Below are 17,567 nucleotides of genomic sequence, written 5' to 3'. Positions count from 1 at the left end.
ATTAACCCCTCACTCGGTCAAGGGAACGGCGGGCGGCGGCCACGACGTTCTCCGTCGTGAAGCCGAACTCCTTGAACAACGTCTGGTAGTCGGCGGAGGCGCCGAAGTGCTCGATCGAGACGATCTCGCCCGCGTCGCCGACGTGGCGGTACCACGGCTGCGCGATGCCGGCCTCGACCGCGACGCGCGCCTTCACCGAGGACGGGATGACCGACTCGCGGTACTCCGAATCCTGCTTCTCGAACCAGTCGAGCGACGGCATGGACACCACACGCACTGCAACGCCCTCGCCCTGCAGAACCTTTCCGGCTTCGTACGCCATCTGCAGCTCGGAGCCCGTGCCGATGATCACAACCTCGGGGTTGTCGTCACCGAAGAGCACGTAGCCACCGCGCTTGACGCCCTCGTACGAGGTGCCTTCCAGCGTCGGGACGTTCTGCCGGGACAAGGCCAGGCCCACCGGGCCGAGCTGCTCGACGACGGCCTTCCACGCGAACGCCGTCTCGTTGGCGTCACCGGGGCGGACCACGGCGAAGTCCGGGATCGCGCGCAGGGCGGCGAGGTGCTCGATCGGCTGGTGCGTCGGGCCGTCCTCGCCCAGGCCGATGGAGTCGTGCGTCCACACGTACGTCACGGCGGCCTGCATGATCGCGGCCAGGCGCACGGCGGGACGCATGTAGTCGGAGAACACGAGGAACGTGCCGCCGAACGGACGGGTCGGGCCGTGCAGCGCGATGCCGTTGAGGATCATGCCCATGGCGTTCTCGCGGACGCCGAAGTGCAGCACGCGGCCGTACGGGTCGGCGCTCCACATGCCCGTGGAGATCTCCGCGGGACCGAACGACTTGGCGCCCTTGACCGTGGTCAGGTTCGACTCGGCCAGGTCGGCCGAACCGCCCCACAGCTCCGGCAGGTGCTTCGCCAGCGCGTTGATGACCTCACCGGAGGCCTTGCGGGTCGGCACGCCCTTGGCGTCGACCGGGTAGACCGGCAGGTCCGCGTCCCAGCCGGACGGCAGCTCACGCGCGACGAGACGGTCCAGCAGCGCCTTGTTCTCCGCGTTGGCCGAGGCCCACGCGTCGAAGGACTTCTGCCACTCGGCCTTGGCGTGCTCGCCGCGCTTGACGACCTCACGCGTGTGGTTGATGACCTCGTCGGTCACCTCGAAGGTCTGCTCGGGGTCGAAGCCGAGGATCTCCTTGGTGGCCTTGACCTCGTCCTCGCCGAGCGCGGCACCGTGCGCGGCACCGGTGTTCTGCTTCTTCGGCGCCGGGAAGCCGATGATCGTGCGCAGCAGGATGAACGACGGCTTGTCGGTGACGGCCTTGGCCTTCTCGACGGCCTCGAGGATGCCCTTGACGTTCTCGCCGGACTCCACGACCTGGACGTGCCAGCCGTAGGCCTCGTAGCGCTTCGCGGTGTCCTCGGACAGCGCGATCGTCGTGTCGTCCTCGATGGAGATCTTGTTGTCGTCGTAGAAGACGACCAGGTTGCCCAGCTGCTGCGTGCCCGCGAGCGACGAGGCCTCGGAGGTGACGCCCTCCTCGATGTCACCGTCGGAGGCGATCACGTAGATGTGGTGGTCGAACGGGCTCTGACCCGGCGCGGCCGACGGGTCGAACAGGCCGCGCTCGCGGCGGGCCGCCATGGCCATGCCGACGGCGGAGGCGAGACCGGAGCCCAGCGGGCCGGTCGTGATCTCGACGCCCCTGGTGTGCCCGTGCTCGGGGTGGCCGGGGGTCTTGGAGCCCCACGTGCGCAACGCCTTGAGGTCGTCGAGCTCCAGGCCGTAGCCGGAGAGGTACAGCTGCACGTACAGGGTCAGGCTGGAGTGGCCCGCGGAGAGCACGAACCGGTCGCGGCCGATCCAGTCCGCGTCGGCGGGGTCGTGCCGCAGGACGCGCTGGAACAGCGTGTACGCGAGCGGCGCGAGGCTCATGGCGGTGCCGGGGTGCCCGTTGCCGACCTTCTGCACCGCGTCCGCCGCGAGCAGTCGGGCGGTGTCGACGGCGCGCTTGTCCAGCTCCGTCCAGTCGTCAGGCAGATCGGCCTTGGTGAGCCGGGTGATGTCGTCGGTGACGGTCACGGACTTACAGCTCCAAACTTTGTCGCTCGGGCGGGTGCCCAGGCCGTTCGGAATCGATCCCGAAGAGCCTGACCCGCATCTCTCCCACGTCCACCGGCCAGCCTAGTCCTGAGAGATTCAGATGTTGCGCTGAAAGGTCGCAGGTCGGTGTGTGCCCAGGCACACGAGTACCCGAACGGGCTGTGAATATTGAACGCAGTTACCATCAGTCGCTGGAAATCCCACCACTTGCGACACCAGGAGCGTTCACGCGATGAGTGCGGTCCTCGAGGCCCCGAGCAGGTCGCCCCGCAAAGTTGTAGGCGCCTACGTCGCCCTCACCAAGCCGCGCGTCATCGAGCTCCTGCTGATCACCACGATCCCCGCGATGCTGCTGGCCCAGCACGGCCTGCCCCCGTTGTGGCTGATCGCCTGCACCCTCACCGGCGGCACGCTCGCCGCGGGGTCGGCAAATGCCCTCAACTGCTTCGTCGACGCCGACATCGACTCGGTGATGAAGCGGACGGCGGCCCGTCCACTCGCGCACAACGCCATTCCGCCGCGCAACGCCCTGATCTTCGGCGTCGTCCTCGGAATCGTCTCGTTCGCGTTCCTGTGGATCTTCGTCAACCTGATGTCGGCCGCGTTCGCGGTGGCGACCATCCTCTTCTACATCTTCGTCTACACGCTCGTGCTCAAGCGCCGCACCTCCCAGAACATCATCTGGGGCGGCATGGCGGGCTGCATGCCGGTGATCATCGGCTGGAGCGCGGTGACGGGCACGGTCGAGTGGCCCGCCCTGGTCATGTTCGGCGTCATCTTCTTCTGGACGCCGCCCCACACCTGGGCCCTCGCGATGAAGTTCAAGGAGGACTACGCCCGCGCAGGCGTGCCGATGCTGCCCGTGGTGGCCACAGCGGCGCAGGTGACGCGGCAGATCGTGATCTACAGCTGGATCACCGTGGTCTGCACCCTCGCCCTCGCCCCCGTCACCTCCTGGATCTACGTGGCGGTGGCGGCCGCCTCCGGCCTGTGGTTCGCGATCTTCGCGCACAAGCTGCACAACGTCGTGCGCCGCGGCGGATCGACGAACACGATGAAGTTCTTCCACATGTCGAACCTCTACCTGATGCTCGTGTTCTGCGGTCTCGCCGTGGACGCCGTGGTCGGGTTGCCGGTGCTTGGCTGGCCGTTCTAGCTGCACTTCCAGTCGTACGGCTGTGGCGCCCGTTGAGTTCACCGTCACCGGTGGTGAAGGTTCACCACTGGACTTCGTCGCGGCCCTGACACCGGCGTCCTCGCTCGTCGTGATCACCGATCCGGGCGGGTGGGCGCAGGTCAGCTCCGGTCTGCCGGTCGGATCGGCCGCGTCCACTGTGGTCACGACGGCCGTGCGGCCGCTGCGGTGCGCCGTTCTGGATCTCCGGCACTTCCCGTCGGCCTCGGGTCTGCCCTCGTTGGCCGAGGTGCCCGGCGACTTGGTCGTGCTGCACGACTCGCGCTCGTGGGACTCGGCTCCGCTGGTCGCCTCGCTGCGCGCGCTGGGCCGTCCGGTCGTGCTCTTCACCGCCGTGCACGCGTGGGTGTCCGGTGTGGACACCTCGTCGGTCGTCGTCGGCTGGAGCGCGCCGCACGTGGTGCTGGCCGTGCCGCGCGGGCCCGGCCCGGTGCGGGTCGAGGACGCGTTGTGGCAGTTCCGCGAGCTGGAACGCCGCGGTCAGATGACCTTCGCGGCGTTGCCCGCGCCGCCCGTCGTCGCGGACCGTCCCGTGTCGGTCGTGGTCGCGCTTCCAGGGGCGACGCAGGGGATCGCCGGGGCGTTGCGGCCGGGTGCCGAGTACGAGGTGTGGGTGCGGGTCGGCGACGGCCCGGTGCTCGCGGACGACGTCAAGCTGCGGGCCGTGCTCAGCATGTCCGGGCGGCCGGTGGTGTCCGAGGCGTTCATGTTGCCCTCCGAAGGGCCCAGCGCGTGGGTGAACTTCGAGGTCACGACGCCGTACGCGGCCGTGCCGTGGACCGGTGAGCTGGTGATCTACGCCGGGGTGGCGCCGGTGCACGTGCAGCAGGTGGTGCTGCCGGTCGGCTCTGGTGAGCCCCGGACCGTGCCTCGGGTGAAGCTGTCGCGGACGTTCACGGACCTGCCGGTCGGGCGGGCGGTGTCGGTGCTGGAGTTCGGGGAACGGGCGCTGGTCGCCGCCGGGGACGTGCCGGCCTGGCTGAGCACGGCCGGCGTGGCGATGGCGCTGCCCGCCGTGTCCGGGCTGGACCCCTGGTACGGCAAGGACTTCCCGGCCTACTGCACGGACCTCGCGTTTCTCGCGTTGCAGGGCGCGGAGGTGTACGCGCACCTGTTCGGCGGCTCCGGCTCCGGGAGGCACGCGGCCGCGCTGGGCGAGCTCGACCCCGCCGCGGCGATCCGGCAGGCGGCTCGTGCGACGGGCCGCCCGGCCGGGGTGATGATCACCGCGGCCACCGGTTCCAGTGCCGTCCGCTGGCCGTTGGTCTACGACCTCCCCTTCACCGACGGTCCCCACCGGCTCTGCGCCTCCGTCGGCCAGTTCGGGCCGTTCGGCGCGGGCGGCCCGGTCCCTCCGCACTGCCCGGTCTCCGACCACAGCGGGAACGTGTTGTGCCCCTTCGGTTTCTGGGGCCTGTCGAGCGTCCTCGAACACCCCGTCGGGCCGTTGGTGCAGCGGATCTCACCACGTCCGTGGCCGTTCGAGGTGTCGATGGCGGTCGACGCCGGCATGGACCGCGGCCTGACCGAGCGGCACGTCACCGAGCTGATGTCGCAGATCCCGCCCACGTCCGTCACCTCGGCGTACGTGACGCCACCGGAGCTGGGACGGGTGCTGGCCGGCGAGACCATGGACGCCGTGCACCTGCACTTCCGCGAGGGGTTCCTCGACGCCGAGGAGATCGCACGCTGGGACAGCGCGGGTGTGTGGCCGCAGCCGCATTGGCCCGTGCGCAAGCCGTTGGTGGTGGGGACGTCGCCGATGGCCGGGCTCGTGCGGTCGTTCGTGGAGCACGGCGCGTCCGCAGTGGTCTGTCCGGAAGAGGCGGTGCCGCAGGACATGGCCGGGTGGGTCACCGGCATGCTGCTGGCACGGGTCGGGTCCGGGATGGCCGCGGGGGAGGCGGTGCGGCAGGTGCGGTGGGAGATGCTCAGCCGCGGCAACGTGCTGGGGCTCGCCTGCGCGTTGCACGGAAGTGCCGATCTGCGCGCACGCTGAACCGACCACCGTCGCTGATCGTTTGTACGGTCATGGTGAACTCGCAGGTCCAGTTGAACCAGGCGATCGCGGAACTCGTCCGCCGCTTCGGCGACCGCGTCGAAGGAGACCTGATCGTCGATGCCGCCGTCGGCGCCTACCTGGACCTGCGTCGCAGTGCGACCGTGGAGTCGTATCTCGGCGTGCTGACCGTGCGGCGCGCATCGCGTGAACTCGTGTTCGCCGCCGTGGGCGTCACGATGCCGGTGCAGCAGAAAGTCGGCCTCACGCCGGCGAAGTGATCTCCAGACACACGGTGTCGGCACGGCTCACGGCCGTGCGTGCCAGCTGGGACAACTCCACGAGGTGTGCGAACGCCTCGTGAAAGCCCATGCCGACGAGAGGCGCCCACGAGAGCGCGACGTCGTGCATGCGGGCCGGATCGGCCTTGACGAGCTGCGCGATCAACGCCGGGGGCAGCTCGACAACGTTGTCGTCGGGCAGAGGCGCCCAAACCTCGTTGAACACCTCATGCCACACGACGACGGCTTCGCGCGGGTCGTAGTCACCCGCGGGGACCGACTCCGTGCCGTTTCTGATGAAGAACGTGCTCAGGACGCCACCTTGGTCAGCAGGTCCTCGACGCACGGGTCGTCGAGGGACTCAACGATGCACTTCCACAACAGGAGGTTCGTCTCGGCCCACTTGGTGTAGGTCGCGGCGGCCTCCGCGTCGTAAAAGTAGTAGCCCTCGTCGGCTTTGCCCACCTGCTCGCCCACGATCTTGTGCGCGAGCTCGCGCAACGTGATGCCGTTCTCCTGGAGGTACTTGTGCGCCAGGACGACCGGCGTGACCGGCAGTGCCTTGAACAGCGTGTCCGCGTCGGACAGCGCCTGCGCCTCCAGCGAGATGTCCCGCGACCGCGTGCGCATCTCGGCCTCGAGCACGATCCGTTCGATCCACTCGATGTCGCCGATGGACACCCCGGCGACGAACAACGTCTTGCGCCGCAACGCCGCACCGTCCGTGGGCAGCGAGTTGCGGCGGACCATGTAGTTCAGGTCGTGCACCAGTGCCGCGACCTCCACGACGTCCCGTGCGGCGCCGTTGCGTTCGGCGAAGTGCACGGACTTGTCGCGGACGAAGCTCACGTGGTGCCACCCGTGGAACTGGAGCTTCGCGGCGAGGTCCTCGCACAGCCGCCTCACGCGCTGCTCCACGTCCCCTATGACAGACCTCGGAATCTCTGTGCGCGTACGCATCATCAGCCCTCCCTGCCAGGTGGGCTGATGGTATGCGCGTAGCGGTGGCCTCAGTGGCCGTTCACAGATGGTTCGTCAGATCCTCCAGCCGGTCCTCGACGGGCACGTGCCGGTGGCTGATGCCGGTGTCCGGGTCGTAGCTGAGGCTCCACGGGTTCACCGCACGGGACTTGACCAGGAACGTCATGGTGCCGTCGGCCGCGCGCGGGATGCGGTGGAATTCGTGCGCCTGCAACGTGCCGGTGGTCCCCTCGGTGCACTGGGTGCGGTTCGTGAGCTCCGTGCCGACGACCGTGCGACCGCCGACGCCGAGCCGGGCGTCGAAACGTTCGTGCAGGTAGGCGCCACTGAGGATGGTGGTGCAGAAGTGGTAGCGGTGGTTGTGCACGGAGTCCGCGTAGCCCGCCCGCCAGTCGCGCAGCGGCTTGTACTCGTGCAGCCAGAACGTGAACGGCTCGTCCGCGACGTCGCGCAGGCACCAGGCGTAATGCGTCGTCGTCTCGCGGGAGTGCGCGATCACCCAGGTCGCCTCCTGGGGTGTCAGTCCGTCGATGTGCGCGCGCAGCTCCTTGCGGAGCTCGGGACGGCTGGCCCACTCGCGGAACCACGTGCCGACGTCGTCCCAGTGGTCGGCGACCGGGAATTCGGCGCGCTTCACCCTGGCGGCGAGCTCGTCGAGCGCGGACAACCCGGTGAACTCGGCTAGCAAGATCGATCAGCTCCTCAACTGAGCGGATGCGGAGAATTCGCGACGGAATGAGTGGAACTTGCGTTCTAGTTCCGCGAATCCGTCTGTGGTGAGTGACTCGCCGGTGACCTTCTCGAACAGCGCCACGAAGTCGGTGCGGGAAGTCGCCGGAGTGATGGCGAAGTGGTAGCCGGCCTTGGAATTGCTGATGCGCAGGAACTCCGCGCGTTCCATCGCGTAAAGGAACGAACTTTCGGTGAACCTGAGCGTGCGCGGATACGGCCTGAGCACCCCCGCGGTGTTGCTGTAGAGCGTGAGCCACGCGGAGTCGTCGAACAGCTCGAGCCGGTCCAGCGGCGGATCCGAAACGATGGTGACGTCGATGCGGGAACACCGGCTGCGGGCCGCGAACAGCCCGACGAGGCCAATGCCGATCTGCTCCTTCAACCGTTCCTGGATCTCGTCGTAGTCGCCGTCCGCGCCTTCGTTGCGCAGCAGATAACGCGCCCGCCCGCTGATGGCGTTGTCGTCGCGCGGATCGGCCAGCACGGCCCTGAGCTCGCACTCGGTCTGGCTGAGCAGCACTCTTCCCGCCGCGTACCGGCCGGCGAACCCGCGGAAGCAGTACAGCCGGGTCCGTTCCAGGTCCTGCATCATCAGCTGGTTGAAGACCGGGTCGGGCTTCGCCGTCGGCTCGAACACGTGACTGGGGAAGAACTCGCGGTCGAGCGCCCGGTACTGCTCGGTCAGCTCTTTGAGCGCCTTGCGGCTCTCCTCGATGACCGGCTCCAGAAGCGCCTTCTGCGCGGCTTTCGACGTGATCAACGTTTGCGTGAAGCTCACGACCGCCGAAATGAGCGTGCCCGTACCGAGTGCTGTCAGCAGGTTTCTCGCTGTACCGGAATCCATTTGACTGGAAATGGTCAGCGATGCGCCGGACGTGACGACGAGTATGAGGAGGAGCAACCCGGTCCGAGTCCAGAACAACTCCTGGAGCAGGTTGCTGCGGATGCCTCCGGCCTCCGCGGACACGTGTCCCACCTCCCGGGTCACCAGATTGGCCGCTACTCGAACGGACGAATGCGGTCGGTGTCCGATCAAGTGCGCGGAGTTACTGTACGCGTCGGTCAAAAGATAAGGAAGCTGCTATTCGTGCGACATTCAGTCCCGGAATAAACGCCCTTGAGCCCAGTGGACGGCCCGCATCCGTGCGCTTCGGTGACGCCGTGTCGCCGCCACCCCCGAACGTGGCGGATGAGGGTGACTCACCCACCCGAACGCACCCACGCGCGGTGGGTTCGGCCGGTTGGCCGAGGTGGGTGCTACACGCCGCTCACACCGCTCCGAATACGCTCACCGACCATGCGCAACGTCCTGATCGCTTCCCTGGCCCTCGTGGCGGCAGCCGGCCTCGCGGGCTGCGCCGGCTCGGCCCAGCCCTCCGCGGGCGGGTCGTCCTCCGCGGCGACGCCCACGAACCCCTGCAAGGCCGACGACTTCAAGGTCAGCGGCGACTTCGGGAAGGCGCCCACGGTCGAGGTCCCGAGCTGCAAGCCCACCGAGGAACTGATCATCAAGGACCTGGTGCCCGGCACCGGCGCCGAGGTGAAGGCGGGTTCGACGGCCACGGTCAACTACCAGCTCACGACCTTCTCGGACAAGAAGGTGCTGGACAGCTCGTTCAAGCGCGGCGAGCCGTTCCCGGTGGAGAACGTCGGCCAGGCGGGGGTCATCGACGGCTGGAACGAGGGCCTCGTCGGGCTCAAGGAGAACGGCCGCCGCCTGCTCGTCGTGCCGCCCGCCAAGGGCTACGGCAAGGGCGGCAACGGCATCCAGCCCAACGAGACGCTGATCTTCGTCATCGACGGCGTCAAGGTCAGCTGACCTCGTAGTGAAAAGGCCCGGTTCTGGACTTGCCAGAACCGGGCCTTTCGCGTTCAAGGGGCCGGAATCACGCGGGTTCTCGGCCTCCACGCCTCACGGCAGCAACAGCAGCTTGCCGGTCGTCTTGCGCGACTGCAGGTCCGTGTGGGCCTGCGCCGCCTCCTCCAGCTTGTACCGGCCGCCGACGCGGATGTTCAGCACGCCCGTCCTGATCGCGTCGAACAGGTCGGCCGCACGCCCCTCGAACTCCTCGCGGGTGAGCATGTACGCGCCGGTCGACGGCCGCGTGAGGTACACCGACCCGGCCGCGTTCAGCCGCTGCGGGTCCACCGGCGGCACCGGTCCGGACGACGCCCCGAACAGCGCCAGCACACCGCGCGGCTTCAGCGAGGCGAGCGACTGGTCGAACGTGGACGCGCCCACGCCGTCGTACACGACGTCGACCTTCTCGATCTGGGACGCGAAGTCGCCGTACCGCAGCACCTGCTCGGCCCCGGCCTCGCGGGCCAGCGCCTCCTTCTCGTCCGTCGACACGGTGGCCACCACGGTGGCGCCCTTGGACTTCGCCCACTGCGTCAGCAGCAACCCGACACCGCCGGCCGCCGCGTGCACGAGCACCCGGTCGCCTTCCTTGACGGCGTACGTCGAGTGCACGAGGTAGTGCGCGGTGATGCCCTGCAGCAACGCCGCCGCGGCGAGTTCGACGTCCAGGCCGTCCGGCACCTTCACCGCCGCGGCCGCCGGCACGACGACCTCGGACGAGTAGCTGCCCAGCACGGACATCCACGCGACCTTGTCGCCGACGGCGAACGCGGGGGAGTTGCTGACCACGACCTCGCCCGCGCCCTCCAGGCCCAGCGTGGTGGGCAACGGCACCGGGTACTGGCCGCTGCGCTGGTACGTGTCGATGTAGTTGACGCCCGCGGCGCCCACCTTCACCAGCAGCTCGCCGTCACCGGGCACGGGCGACGGCACGTCGGCGTGCTCCAGCACCTCCGGACCACCGGCCGAACGCACCACCACTGCCTTGGGCATCTGTCCTCCTAGATCGACTCACCCCGCTCAACCCGGCCCGCGACCCCGATGTTCCCGGTTCCGCCCGCTGGGAACCACCACGCTGGGTGTTCTCCCCATGACAGACAGCTCGCAGCCCTGGTAAGACCATCCCATGCGAAAGACAACCCTGCTGTTGATCGCCTGTCTGCTGCTCATGGGAGCGCTTCCATCCCACGCCGCCTCGGCCAAGAAGGGCGTCAACGCGGCCGACGACCCCGGCCCGGCCGGTGCCGCCATGACCGCGCTCGACGCCCGCTGGTACTACACGTGGGCCTCGGACCGGCGCGGAATCCAGAGCAACGCCGAGTTCGTGCCGATGATCTGGGGCGCGGCCAGCGTGACCGACGCCGAGCTGGCCGCCGCCAAGGCGAACGGCCGTCAGCTCCTCGGCTTCAACGAGCCCGACATGCCGGGCCAGGCCAACATGACCGTCGAACGGGCCCTGGACCTGTGGCCACGCCTGCAGAACACCGGTCTGCGCCTCGGCGCGCCCGGCGTCGCGTTCGGCGGTGACGTCGCGGGCGGCTGGCTCGACCGGTTCATGGCGGGAGCGAAGGCGCGCAACCTGCGCGTCGACTTCATCCCGATCCACTGGTACGGCCAGGACTTCTCCGCCGCCGCGACCGGGCACTTGGAGTCGTACCTGCGCAACGTCTACAACCGCTACAAGAAGCCGATCTGGCTGACCGAGTACGCGTTGATCGACTGGCGTTCCGGCCGGGCGGTCTACCCGAGCCAGGCGCAGCAGACCGCGTTCATCACGGCGTCGACGAAGATGCTCAATGGACTGTCCTTTGTGGAACGCTACGCGTGGTTCACGCTGTCGTCCAAGACCAGCCCCACCGGGTTGTCGACCGGCACGGCGCTGACGGCGGCGGGCCAGGCCTACCGGCCCGCCTAGCGCCGCCGCCTCAGTCCTCGCCGAGTGCCACCCGGCGCGCGAGCCCGAGCGGCAGCGCGCCGGACCCGGCGATCCGGTCGTGGAAGTCGCGCAACGACCCGAGCCCCGCCTTCAGGTACTCGGCGCGGATCAGGTCGATCTCCAACGCGCCGGTCAGGTACGACGGCGCCTGCGTCGGCCACGCGCAGTACCGCTTGACCTCGCTCGTCGCGGTGGCGGGTGTGAGGGCCGTCCGCGCCACCATGAACGCCTCGGCTTCCTCGGGCGTCATGTCGCCGCAGTGCAGCGCCGTGTCGACGATCATCCGCGCCGCCCGGAAGAGCCGCGCTTGGACGTGCCCCATGACCGCGTCCTTGGACTCGTAGAAGCCGACCTCGCGCAGCAGCTTCTCCGAGTAGAGCGCCCAGCCCTCGGAGAAGTACGACGTGCGGAACACCTTGCGCAGCGGGTGCGCCGGTCCCTGCGCCGCGAGCCAGGCGCTGTGCCAGTGGTGACCGGGGTACGCCTCGTGCACCGAGACCGTCGGCAGCTGCGACCGCGAGTTGGCGCGCAGCCGTTGCGACACCTGCTCGTCCGACGCGCCTTCGGGCGTGAACGGCACGAAGAAGTAGCCGGAACGCCGTGACGTCAGCGGCGGAGGCCCGAGGTAGCTCGCCACGGCCGTGACCGCCCGGTGGAACGCCGGCGCCGGCACGACGTAGCACTCCTCTTCTTCGGGCATCGTCACGAGCGAGTGGTCGATCAGCGCCTGGCGCGCCCGCGCGGTCTCGGCCTGGTACTCGGTGAGCAACGCCTCCATCGTGGGCGGGTGGTCCTCCTGCAACGCGGTCATGGCCGTCCGCCAGTCCGGTGACCCGGCCAGCTCGATGATCTCGGCCTCCAGTTCGGCGTACGCGTCCTGCCCGCGTTGGTGCAGTTCAGGCGACCCGTACCCGAGCATCTCCTTGTCCTGCAACAACGTGGAGTAGAGCTTCTCGCCCATCCGCCAGTCCCCGGTGGCCCGCACCGCGAGGTCCTCGAGATAGGCCGCGTGCCGGTCGAACGCGTCCGCGGCGGGCCCGGCGGCCTCCACCAGGTCGGCGCGGAACTCCGGCGTCGACGCCTCCAGCGGCAACGACTCGAGCAGGAACCCCCTGGCCGTCCGCACCTGGTCCAACGCCCGCCGCACGACCAGCGGCGACGCGAGCGACGGGTCGAGGTTGGCCTCGGCCGCCGCGAGGATCGACGGCACCTCGGCGAGCTTCGCCATCGTGGCCCCGACCAGCCCCGCCTCGGGCAGCAGCCGGTGCAGGAACGGCGCCAGCAACCCGAAGAACACGATCCCGGTGTACTCACTCGGGTCCCGCCGCCACCCCGGCGAAGCCTCCATCGCCGCGGCCCCGCGCAACACCGACAACGCGAGATCGCGGTCCACGGACCTGGGCAACGCCTCGATCCGGACGATCCACTCCCCGTTCTCCCGGGCCTGCCGCTCGAACGAGGAGGCAGAGAAGTCCCCGAAGGTGGAGTAGTGCTCCAGCGAACCGGCATGAGCGGCGCGAATGGGGTTGCGGTCGAAGTACCACGAGAGGAACGACGCGAGCGTGTCGGTGGTCACCCGGACGAAGCTACCCGCTGGTTTTACAGTGTGGGGGTGTCTGATCAAACCACGCAGAAGCGCATCGCCGAGTTCGTGAAGGCCCACGGCAAGCCGGACACGGCGGTCAGGGCCGTGATCGAACCCATCGGCCGCGCCGGCGCGCGCATCGTGCTGGTGGGCGCGGACGGCGCCATGGGCGACGTGATGACCAAGGACGTCGAGTCCGCCACGGCCGCCGTGGAAGCCGCCGCAGGCGTAGAGGCCGCCGAATGGGACCGCGAGACCACGGCCGCCACCAAGATCGGCCCGGCACACCGCCGCAAGATGGCCACGATGCGCTCATGAGAGTCGTCCTCGCCTCCTGCACCGGCCTGCCAGACGGCGACGGCGACGAGAAGTCGCTGGTAGCCGCGCTGCAGCGAGACGGCGTCGACGTCACGTGGCAGCCGTGGAACGACGGCACCCCGGACGCCGAACTGGTCGTGCTGCGCGCGACCTGGGACTACCCCGAGCACCTCGACGAGTTCCTGGCGTGGTGCGACAGCGTCCCGACCCTCGCGAACCCGGCCGCCGTCGTCCGCTGGAACATCGACAAGGCCTACCTCGTCGAACTCGCCTCCCGCGGCGTCCCCGTAGTGCCCACCGCGGTCGTCGCGCCGGGGGAGGAGCCCACCTTCCCGGATGGCGAGTTCGTCGTGAAGCCCTCGGTCGGCGCCGGCTCACGCGGCGCGGCCAGGTTCACCGACCACACCGCCGCCCGCGCGCACTTCGAGGCGCTGGGCGTCAAGGCCTTGATCCAGCCCTACCAGTCCAGTGTGGACGACAACGGCGAGACCGCCCTGGTGTTCTGCGCCGGCGAGTACTCCCACTCGTTCCACAAAGGACCGATGCTGGCCCAGGGCCTCGCCGAGGCGGAGTCCGGCCTGTACGTCGAGGAGAGGCTCGGCGCCATCGAACCGTCCGCGGCCCAGATCGCACTGGGCGAGCAGGTCCTCGACGTGGCCGCCGAGCTGCTGTCCTTGCGGCGCAAGGACTTCCTCTACGCCCGCGTGGACGTCGTGGAAGGCCCCGACGGCACGCCGCTGCTGCTCGAACTCGAACTGACCGAGCCGACGCTCGGCTTCAAGTTCACCGACGACGCGGCGGCGTCCCGGTTCGGCAAGGCGATCCAGGCAGCCGCCGCGGACGCCTGAGTGCGGCCGTAGACTGGGTGTTCGGCGCCGGACGAGGGGAGACGGGCGTGGCCTACGGCGACAAGCTCTTCTGGCTCTCGGTCCTGATCCAGCGCAGGTACGCCCAGATCTGCGCCGAACACGACCTGACCTCCACGCAGGCCACCCTGCTGTGCGCGATCAAGGACGAGCCGCGGCGGATGAGCTACCTGGCCTCCGCGCTCGGCATGACCAAGAACGCGCTGAGCCAGCTCGTCGACCGCATCGAGCGGCGCGACCTGGTCAGCCGGGTGACCTCGGAGCAGGACCGGCGGGTCGTCATGCTCGGCGTGACGCCCGCGGGGAAGGCGCTCGCCGAAGCCGTCTACGCCGAGACCACCACACGCCTGCCCGACATCGCGGAGAACCTCGACGACGAGACCCGGCGCGAGTTCGAACGCGTCGCCACCGCCGTCGTGGACGCGTCGGGCGTCTCGGCTCGTTCCTCGTCCTGACCCACCGCGCAGTGCTCGCGTGGCGCCGCACACCCTTGCAAAGGTTCATGGCATGAACTAATTTGGTTCACGCCATGAACTAGTGAGAGGGTGGACGAGATGAGCACGCAGGGAACGATCGCCGTCTTCGGTGCGACGGGGCAGCAGGGCGGGGCGGTCGTCGACGCGCTCCTGGACCGCGGGGCGCGGGTGCGGGCCCTCGTCCGCTCCCCGGCGTCCGGCCGGGCGCGGGCGCTGGCCGCACGGGGTGTCGAGCTGACCACCGTCCGGATCGACACCCCGGCGTCCGTCGTCACCGCGCTGGAGGCGGTCGACGCGTTCTCCTTCATGACCCCGGAGGCCAACAGCCTCGACGAGATCGAGGAGGAGGTCCGTCTGGGTACCACCCTCGTCGACGCGGCGGTCGCCGCGCGCGTGCCGCACGTCGTGTTCAACTCGGTCTTCGGCGCGGACCGCCTGACGGGGGTGCCGCACCACGACTCGAAGCACCGGATCGAGGAGCACCTGGGGCGTTCCGGTCTGAGGACGACGATGCTCCGTCCGACCGGCTTCATGGAGAACTTCGCGACCGTGATGGCGCCGAGGGTGGAGGACGGCACGGTGGTGCTGAGCCTGCCGCTGCCGGCCGACGCCCCGCTCAAGCTGATCGCGATCAGGGACATCGGCCGGATCGCCGCCGCGCTCCTGCTCGACGCCGTGGACGTGCCCGGTGGAGCCGTCGAGGCCGTCGGCGACGAGCTGACGGGCCCTCAGATCGCCGCCGCGTTCGGCGCGCACGCCGGGCTGCCGTCGCGCTACGAGGCCCTGCCGCTGAGCGTTCTGCCCAACGAGCTCGACCGGGAGATGTTCCGCCAGTTCGCGAAGGCGTCCGAACACCCGTCGGACCTCGCGGCCGTGCGGGCGATCGAGCCGACGACCTGGGACCTGGCCGAGTGGATCCGCTCCACCGGCCGGCCGCTCCTAGCGCAGGCCTGAACCGAGCCCGGTCAGGCCGCGCACCTCCATCTCCGCCTGCTTGGCCGGGTCCGCCTTCTCCCCACCCAGCACCGTCCCCAGGAACCCGGCCAGGAACGACAACGGGATCGACACGATGCCGGGGTTCGACAGCGGGAAGAACGCGAAGTCCGCATCCGGGAACACCGACGACTTCGAGCCCGAGATCGCCGGCGAGAACACGATCAGCAGCACGCACGACCCGAGCCCGCCGTAGATGCTCCACAACGTGCCACGGGTGTTGAACCGCTTCCAGAACAACGAGTACAGCAACGTGGGCAGGTTCGCGGACGCGGCCAGGGCGAACGCCAGCGCGACCAAGAAGGCAACGTTCTGACCGTTCGCCGCGATGCCGCCGACGATCGCCAGCACGCCGACGCAGACCGCGGTGATCCGGGCCACCCGCACCTCGTCGCGCGGGTCGGCCTCGCCGTGCTTGATCACGTTCGCGTACACGTCGTGCGCGAACGAAGCCGAAGCGGTCAAAGTGAGACCCGCGACCACGGCGAGGATCGTCGCGAACGCCACCGCGCACACGATGCCCAGCAGCACCGTGCCGCCGACCTGGAACGCCAGCAACGGCGCCGCCGAGTTTTCGCCGCCGGGGGCGCCGGTGATCTTGTCGGTGCCGACCAGTGCCATGGCGCCGAAGCCGATGACCAGGGTGCACGAGTAGAAGATCGCCATCATCCAGGTGGCCCACACGACCGACTTCCGCGCCTCACGTGCGTTGGGCACCGTGTAGAAGCGCATCAGCACGTGCGGCAGGGAAGCCGTACCCAGCACCAGGGCCAGTGCCAGCGAGATGAAGTCGATCTTCGACAGGTCCGAGGCGCCGTACTTCACGCCGGGGGCCAGCACGGCCTCGCCGAGCGGCGACTGTTGCGTGGCGCGATCCAGCATCGACGAGAAGTCGAAGCCGAACTTGCCGATCAGGAAGATCGTCAGCAGCGACACCGACAGGATCAGCAGGACGGCCTTGATGATCTGCACCCAGGTGGTGCCCTTCATGCCGCCGACCAGCACGTACAGCACCATGACGATGCCCACGACCGCGATGATGATCGACTGGCCGATCTTGCTGTGCACGTCCAGCAGCAACGCCATCAGGCCGCCGGCGCCCGCCATCTGCGCGATCATGTAGAAGATCGAGATCACCAGGGTCGCGTTCGCCGCGGCCGCGCGCACGGGGCGCTGGCGCATGCGGAACGCCATCACGTCGCCCATGGTGAAGCGGCCCGTGTTGCGGAGGCGCTCGGAGATCAGCATCAGGCCGATCAGCCAGGCCACGACCCAGCCGATCGAGTACATGAAGCCGTCGTAGCCGTTCACGGCGATCGCGCCGGAGATGCCCAGGAACGACGCCGCGGACAGGAAGTCACCCGAGAGTGCGATGCCGTTCTGCGTGCCCGTGAACGAACTTCCGGCGGCGTAGTAGTCCGACGCACTCACGTTCCGCGTGGAGGCGCGGTAGACGACGTAGAGCGTCAGCAGCACGAAGATGCCGAAGACGGACAGGTTGATCGCGGTGTTCGCCCCGGTCACGCGAGCTCCTCGTCGGTTTCCGCGAGTGCGCGCACCTTCTCGACCTGCGGATCGAGCTGCCTCTTGGAGTAACGCGCGTACGCCATTGTGATGATGATGGTGGTCACGATCTGGAGGAATCCGAGCGTCAAACCGACGTTCACCGTTCCGAACAGCGGGGTGCGCATGAAGTCGGCGGCGTAAGCGGAAAGCAATACGAACGTGACGTACCAAGCGAGGAACAGCAACGTGGCCGGGAGAATGAAACGCTTCACCCGGCGCTTCAGGTCGAGGAAATCCTCGCTCGTTTGGATGGCACTGAAATCCGGCTCTCCGTCACCATCTATGAGCAATGAGTGAACGGGCTCGTCAAAGGTCGCGAAACCGGGCGTCGCCGGGCGTGACACGGAGGGCAGCGCCTTCGTCATCAACCGCTCGCATTCGTTACGGGGAGTGCCCGGCGAGGCTCCGCGCACGCAGCGCGTCCGATCCGGGGGTGGAGGGCGCAAGCGTAACCACGCGTGGCGGCGAGTCAATCCCCTGAACCCGCAGGACCACCCCAAAAGGTCGGCTGTGACGCAGGGTGATCGATCGTGCACGCCCCAGGTCGTTGTCGCGTCACGCTCTCTGGCCTACTATCCGCTCACACCCGATACGGCTGATGGAGATATCGAGCTGCGGGGACATCGACTCGCGGGGATTCGCCAGGCCAGGAGGTAGCCGATAGTGGGGCA

Annotated in this window: 18 protein-coding genes; 9 read left to right on the top strand and 9 right to left on the bottom strand. The window is 68.8% G+C overall.

Annotation, left to right across the window (positions count from 1 at the left end; all coding sequences use genetic code 11):
• Position 1 precedes the first annotated feature (1 nt).
• The gene (tkt, locus tag ACFWNN_RS39690) at positions 2-2,086 is read right to left on the bottom strand and encodes a transketolase (RefSeq protein WP_382445121.1); all 2,085 of its coding nucleotides are present in this window, start codon (positions 2,084-2,086) and stop codon (positions 2-4) included.
• 253 nt (positions 2,087-2,339) lie between these two features.
• On the opposite strand from tkt, the gene ACFWNN_RS39685 reads away from it, so the two are divergent.
• From ACFWNN_RS39685 to ACFWNN_RS39675, 3 genes are read left to right on the top strand one after another with little or no spacing between them, the layout of a single operon-like run.
• Positions 2,340-3,263 carry a heme o synthase gene (locus ACFWNN_RS39685; protein WP_382445120.1) on the top strand — a complete coding sequence of 308 codons (924 nt, stop codon included), beginning with the start codon at positions 2,340-2,342 and terminating at the stop codon, positions 3,261-3,263.
• 22 nt (positions 3,264-3,285) lie between these two features.
• Positions 3,286-5,301: a hypothetical protein gene (locus tag ACFWNN_RS39680; RefSeq protein WP_382445119.1), complete on the top strand. Its 2,016-nt coding sequence runs from the start codon at positions 3,286-3,288 to the stop codon at positions 5,299-5,301.
• Positions 5,302-5,354: 53 nt separating this feature from the next.
• Positions 5,355-5,582 (top strand): three-helix bundle dimerization domain-containing protein, encoded by a 228-nt coding sequence (locus tag ACFWNN_RS39675; RefSeq protein ID WP_382445118.1) that lies wholly within the window; start codon positions 5,355-5,357, stop codon positions 5,580-5,582.
• On the opposite strand, the gene ACFWNN_RS39670 is transcribed toward ACFWNN_RS39675, so the two are convergent.
• From ACFWNN_RS39670 to ACFWNN_RS39655, 4 genes are all read right to left on the bottom strand, one after another.
• Positions 5,566-5,808 carry a hypothetical protein gene (locus ACFWNN_RS39670; protein ID WP_382445117.1) on the bottom strand — a complete coding sequence of 81 codons (243 nt, stop codon included), beginning with the start codon at positions 5,806-5,808 and terminating at the stop codon, positions 5,566-5,568. The two genes, ACFWNN_RS39675 and ACFWNN_RS39670, sit on opposite strands and share 17 nt — an antisense overlap.
• Before the next feature lie 83 nt (positions 5,809-5,891).
• The gene (locus ACFWNN_RS39665; RefSeq protein WP_382445116.1) at positions 5,892-6,542 is read right to left on the bottom strand and encodes an HD family phosphohydrolase; all 651 of its coding nucleotides are present in this window, start codon (positions 6,540-6,542) and stop codon (positions 5,892-5,894) included.
• A gap of 61 nt (positions 6,543-6,603) precedes the next feature.
• Positions 6,604-7,251 (bottom strand): hypothetical protein, encoded by a 648-nt coding sequence (locus tag ACFWNN_RS39660; RefSeq protein WP_382445115.1) that lies wholly within the window; start codon positions 7,249-7,251, stop codon positions 6,604-6,606.
• Between the two features lie 6 nt (positions 7,252-7,257).
• Positions 7,258-8,271 (bottom strand): hypothetical protein, encoded by a 1,014-nt coding sequence (locus tag ACFWNN_RS39655; protein ID WP_382445153.1) that lies wholly within the window; start codon positions 8,269-8,271, stop codon positions 7,258-7,260.
• A 321-nt stretch (positions 8,272-8,592) separates the two neighbouring features.
• Between ACFWNN_RS39655 and ACFWNN_RS39650 the strand changes: the two genes are divergently transcribed.
• Complete coding sequence (locus ACFWNN_RS39650) at positions 8,593-9,114, top strand: FKBP-type peptidyl-prolyl cis-trans isomerase (RefSeq protein WP_382445114.1); 522 nt, start codon at positions 8,593-8,595, stop codon at positions 9,112-9,114.
• Positions 9,115-9,207: 93 nt separating this feature from the next.
• Here ACFWNN_RS39650 and ACFWNN_RS39645 read toward each other — a convergent pair whose 3' ends face one another.
• The gene (locus ACFWNN_RS39645; protein WP_382445113.1) at positions 9,208-10,149 is read right to left on the bottom strand and encodes a quinone oxidoreductase family protein; all 942 of its coding nucleotides are present in this window, start codon (positions 10,147-10,149) and stop codon (positions 9,208-9,210) included.
• A 133-nt stretch (positions 10,150-10,282) separates the two neighbouring features.
• Between ACFWNN_RS39645 and ACFWNN_RS39640 the strand changes: the two genes are divergently transcribed.
• On the top strand, positions 10,283-11,071 hold the full coding sequence (locus tag ACFWNN_RS39640) for a glycoside hydrolase family protein (protein WP_382445112.1): 789 nt from the start codon (positions 10,283-10,285) through the stop codon (positions 11,069-11,071).
• A 10-nt stretch (positions 11,072-11,081) separates the two neighbouring features.
• On the opposite strand, the gene ACFWNN_RS39635 is transcribed toward ACFWNN_RS39640, so the two are convergent.
• The gene (locus ACFWNN_RS39635; protein WP_382445111.1) at positions 11,082-12,668 is read right to left on the bottom strand and encodes a DUF885 domain-containing protein; all 1,587 of its coding nucleotides are present in this window, start codon (positions 12,666-12,668) and stop codon (positions 11,082-11,084) included.
• Between the two features lie 36 nt (positions 12,669-12,704).
• Between ACFWNN_RS39635 and ACFWNN_RS39630 the strand changes: the two genes are divergently transcribed.
• The 4 genes from ACFWNN_RS39630 (at position 12,705) to ACFWNN_RS39615 (ending at position 15,291) form a co-directional block, all read left to right on the top strand.
• A complete protein-coding gene (locus ACFWNN_RS39630; RefSeq protein WP_382445110.1) occupies positions 12,705-12,995 on the top strand; it encodes a hypothetical protein in 291 nt (96 codons plus the stop codon).
• On the top strand, positions 12,992-13,843 hold the full coding sequence (locus tag ACFWNN_RS39625) for a hypothetical protein (RefSeq protein ID WP_382445109.1): 852 nt from the start codon (positions 12,992-12,994) through the stop codon (positions 13,841-13,843). Before ACFWNN_RS39630 ends, ACFWNN_RS39625 begins: the two co-directional genes overlap by 4 nt.
• A gap of 47 nt (positions 13,844-13,890) precedes the next feature.
• A complete protein-coding gene (locus tag ACFWNN_RS39620; RefSeq protein ID WP_382445108.1) occupies positions 13,891-14,316 on the top strand; it encodes a MarR family winged helix-turn-helix transcriptional regulator in 426 nt (141 codons plus the stop codon).
• A gap of 99 nt (positions 14,317-14,415) precedes the next feature.
• Positions 14,416-15,291: an NmrA/HSCARG family protein gene (locus ACFWNN_RS39615; protein WP_382445107.1), complete on the top strand. Its 876-nt coding sequence runs from the start codon at positions 14,416-14,418 to the stop codon at positions 15,289-15,291.
• Here ACFWNN_RS39615 and ACFWNN_RS39610 read toward each other — a convergent pair.
• Positions 15,277-16,854, bottom strand: coding sequence for a cation acetate symporter (locus tag ACFWNN_RS39610; RefSeq protein ID WP_382445106.1), 1,578 nt, complete (start codon positions 16,852-16,854; stop codon positions 15,277-15,279). The two genes, ACFWNN_RS39615 and ACFWNN_RS39610, sit on opposite strands and share 15 nt — an antisense overlap.
• Complete coding sequence (locus ACFWNN_RS39605; protein ID WP_382445105.1) at positions 16,851-17,261, bottom strand: DUF485 domain-containing protein; 411 nt, start codon at positions 17,259-17,261, stop codon at positions 16,851-16,853. Before ACFWNN_RS39605 ends, ACFWNN_RS39610 begins: the two co-directional genes overlap by 4 nt.
• Positions 17,262-17,567 lie beyond the last annotated feature (306 nt).

Origin of the sequence: Lentzea sp. NPDC058450, assembly GCF_042721395.1 — a bacterium.
Taxonomy (GTDB): domain Bacteria; phylum Actinomycetota; class Actinomycetes; order Mycobacteriales; family Pseudonocardiaceae; genus Lentzea.
This window is presented reverse-complemented; position numbering and strand designations above follow the sequence as displayed.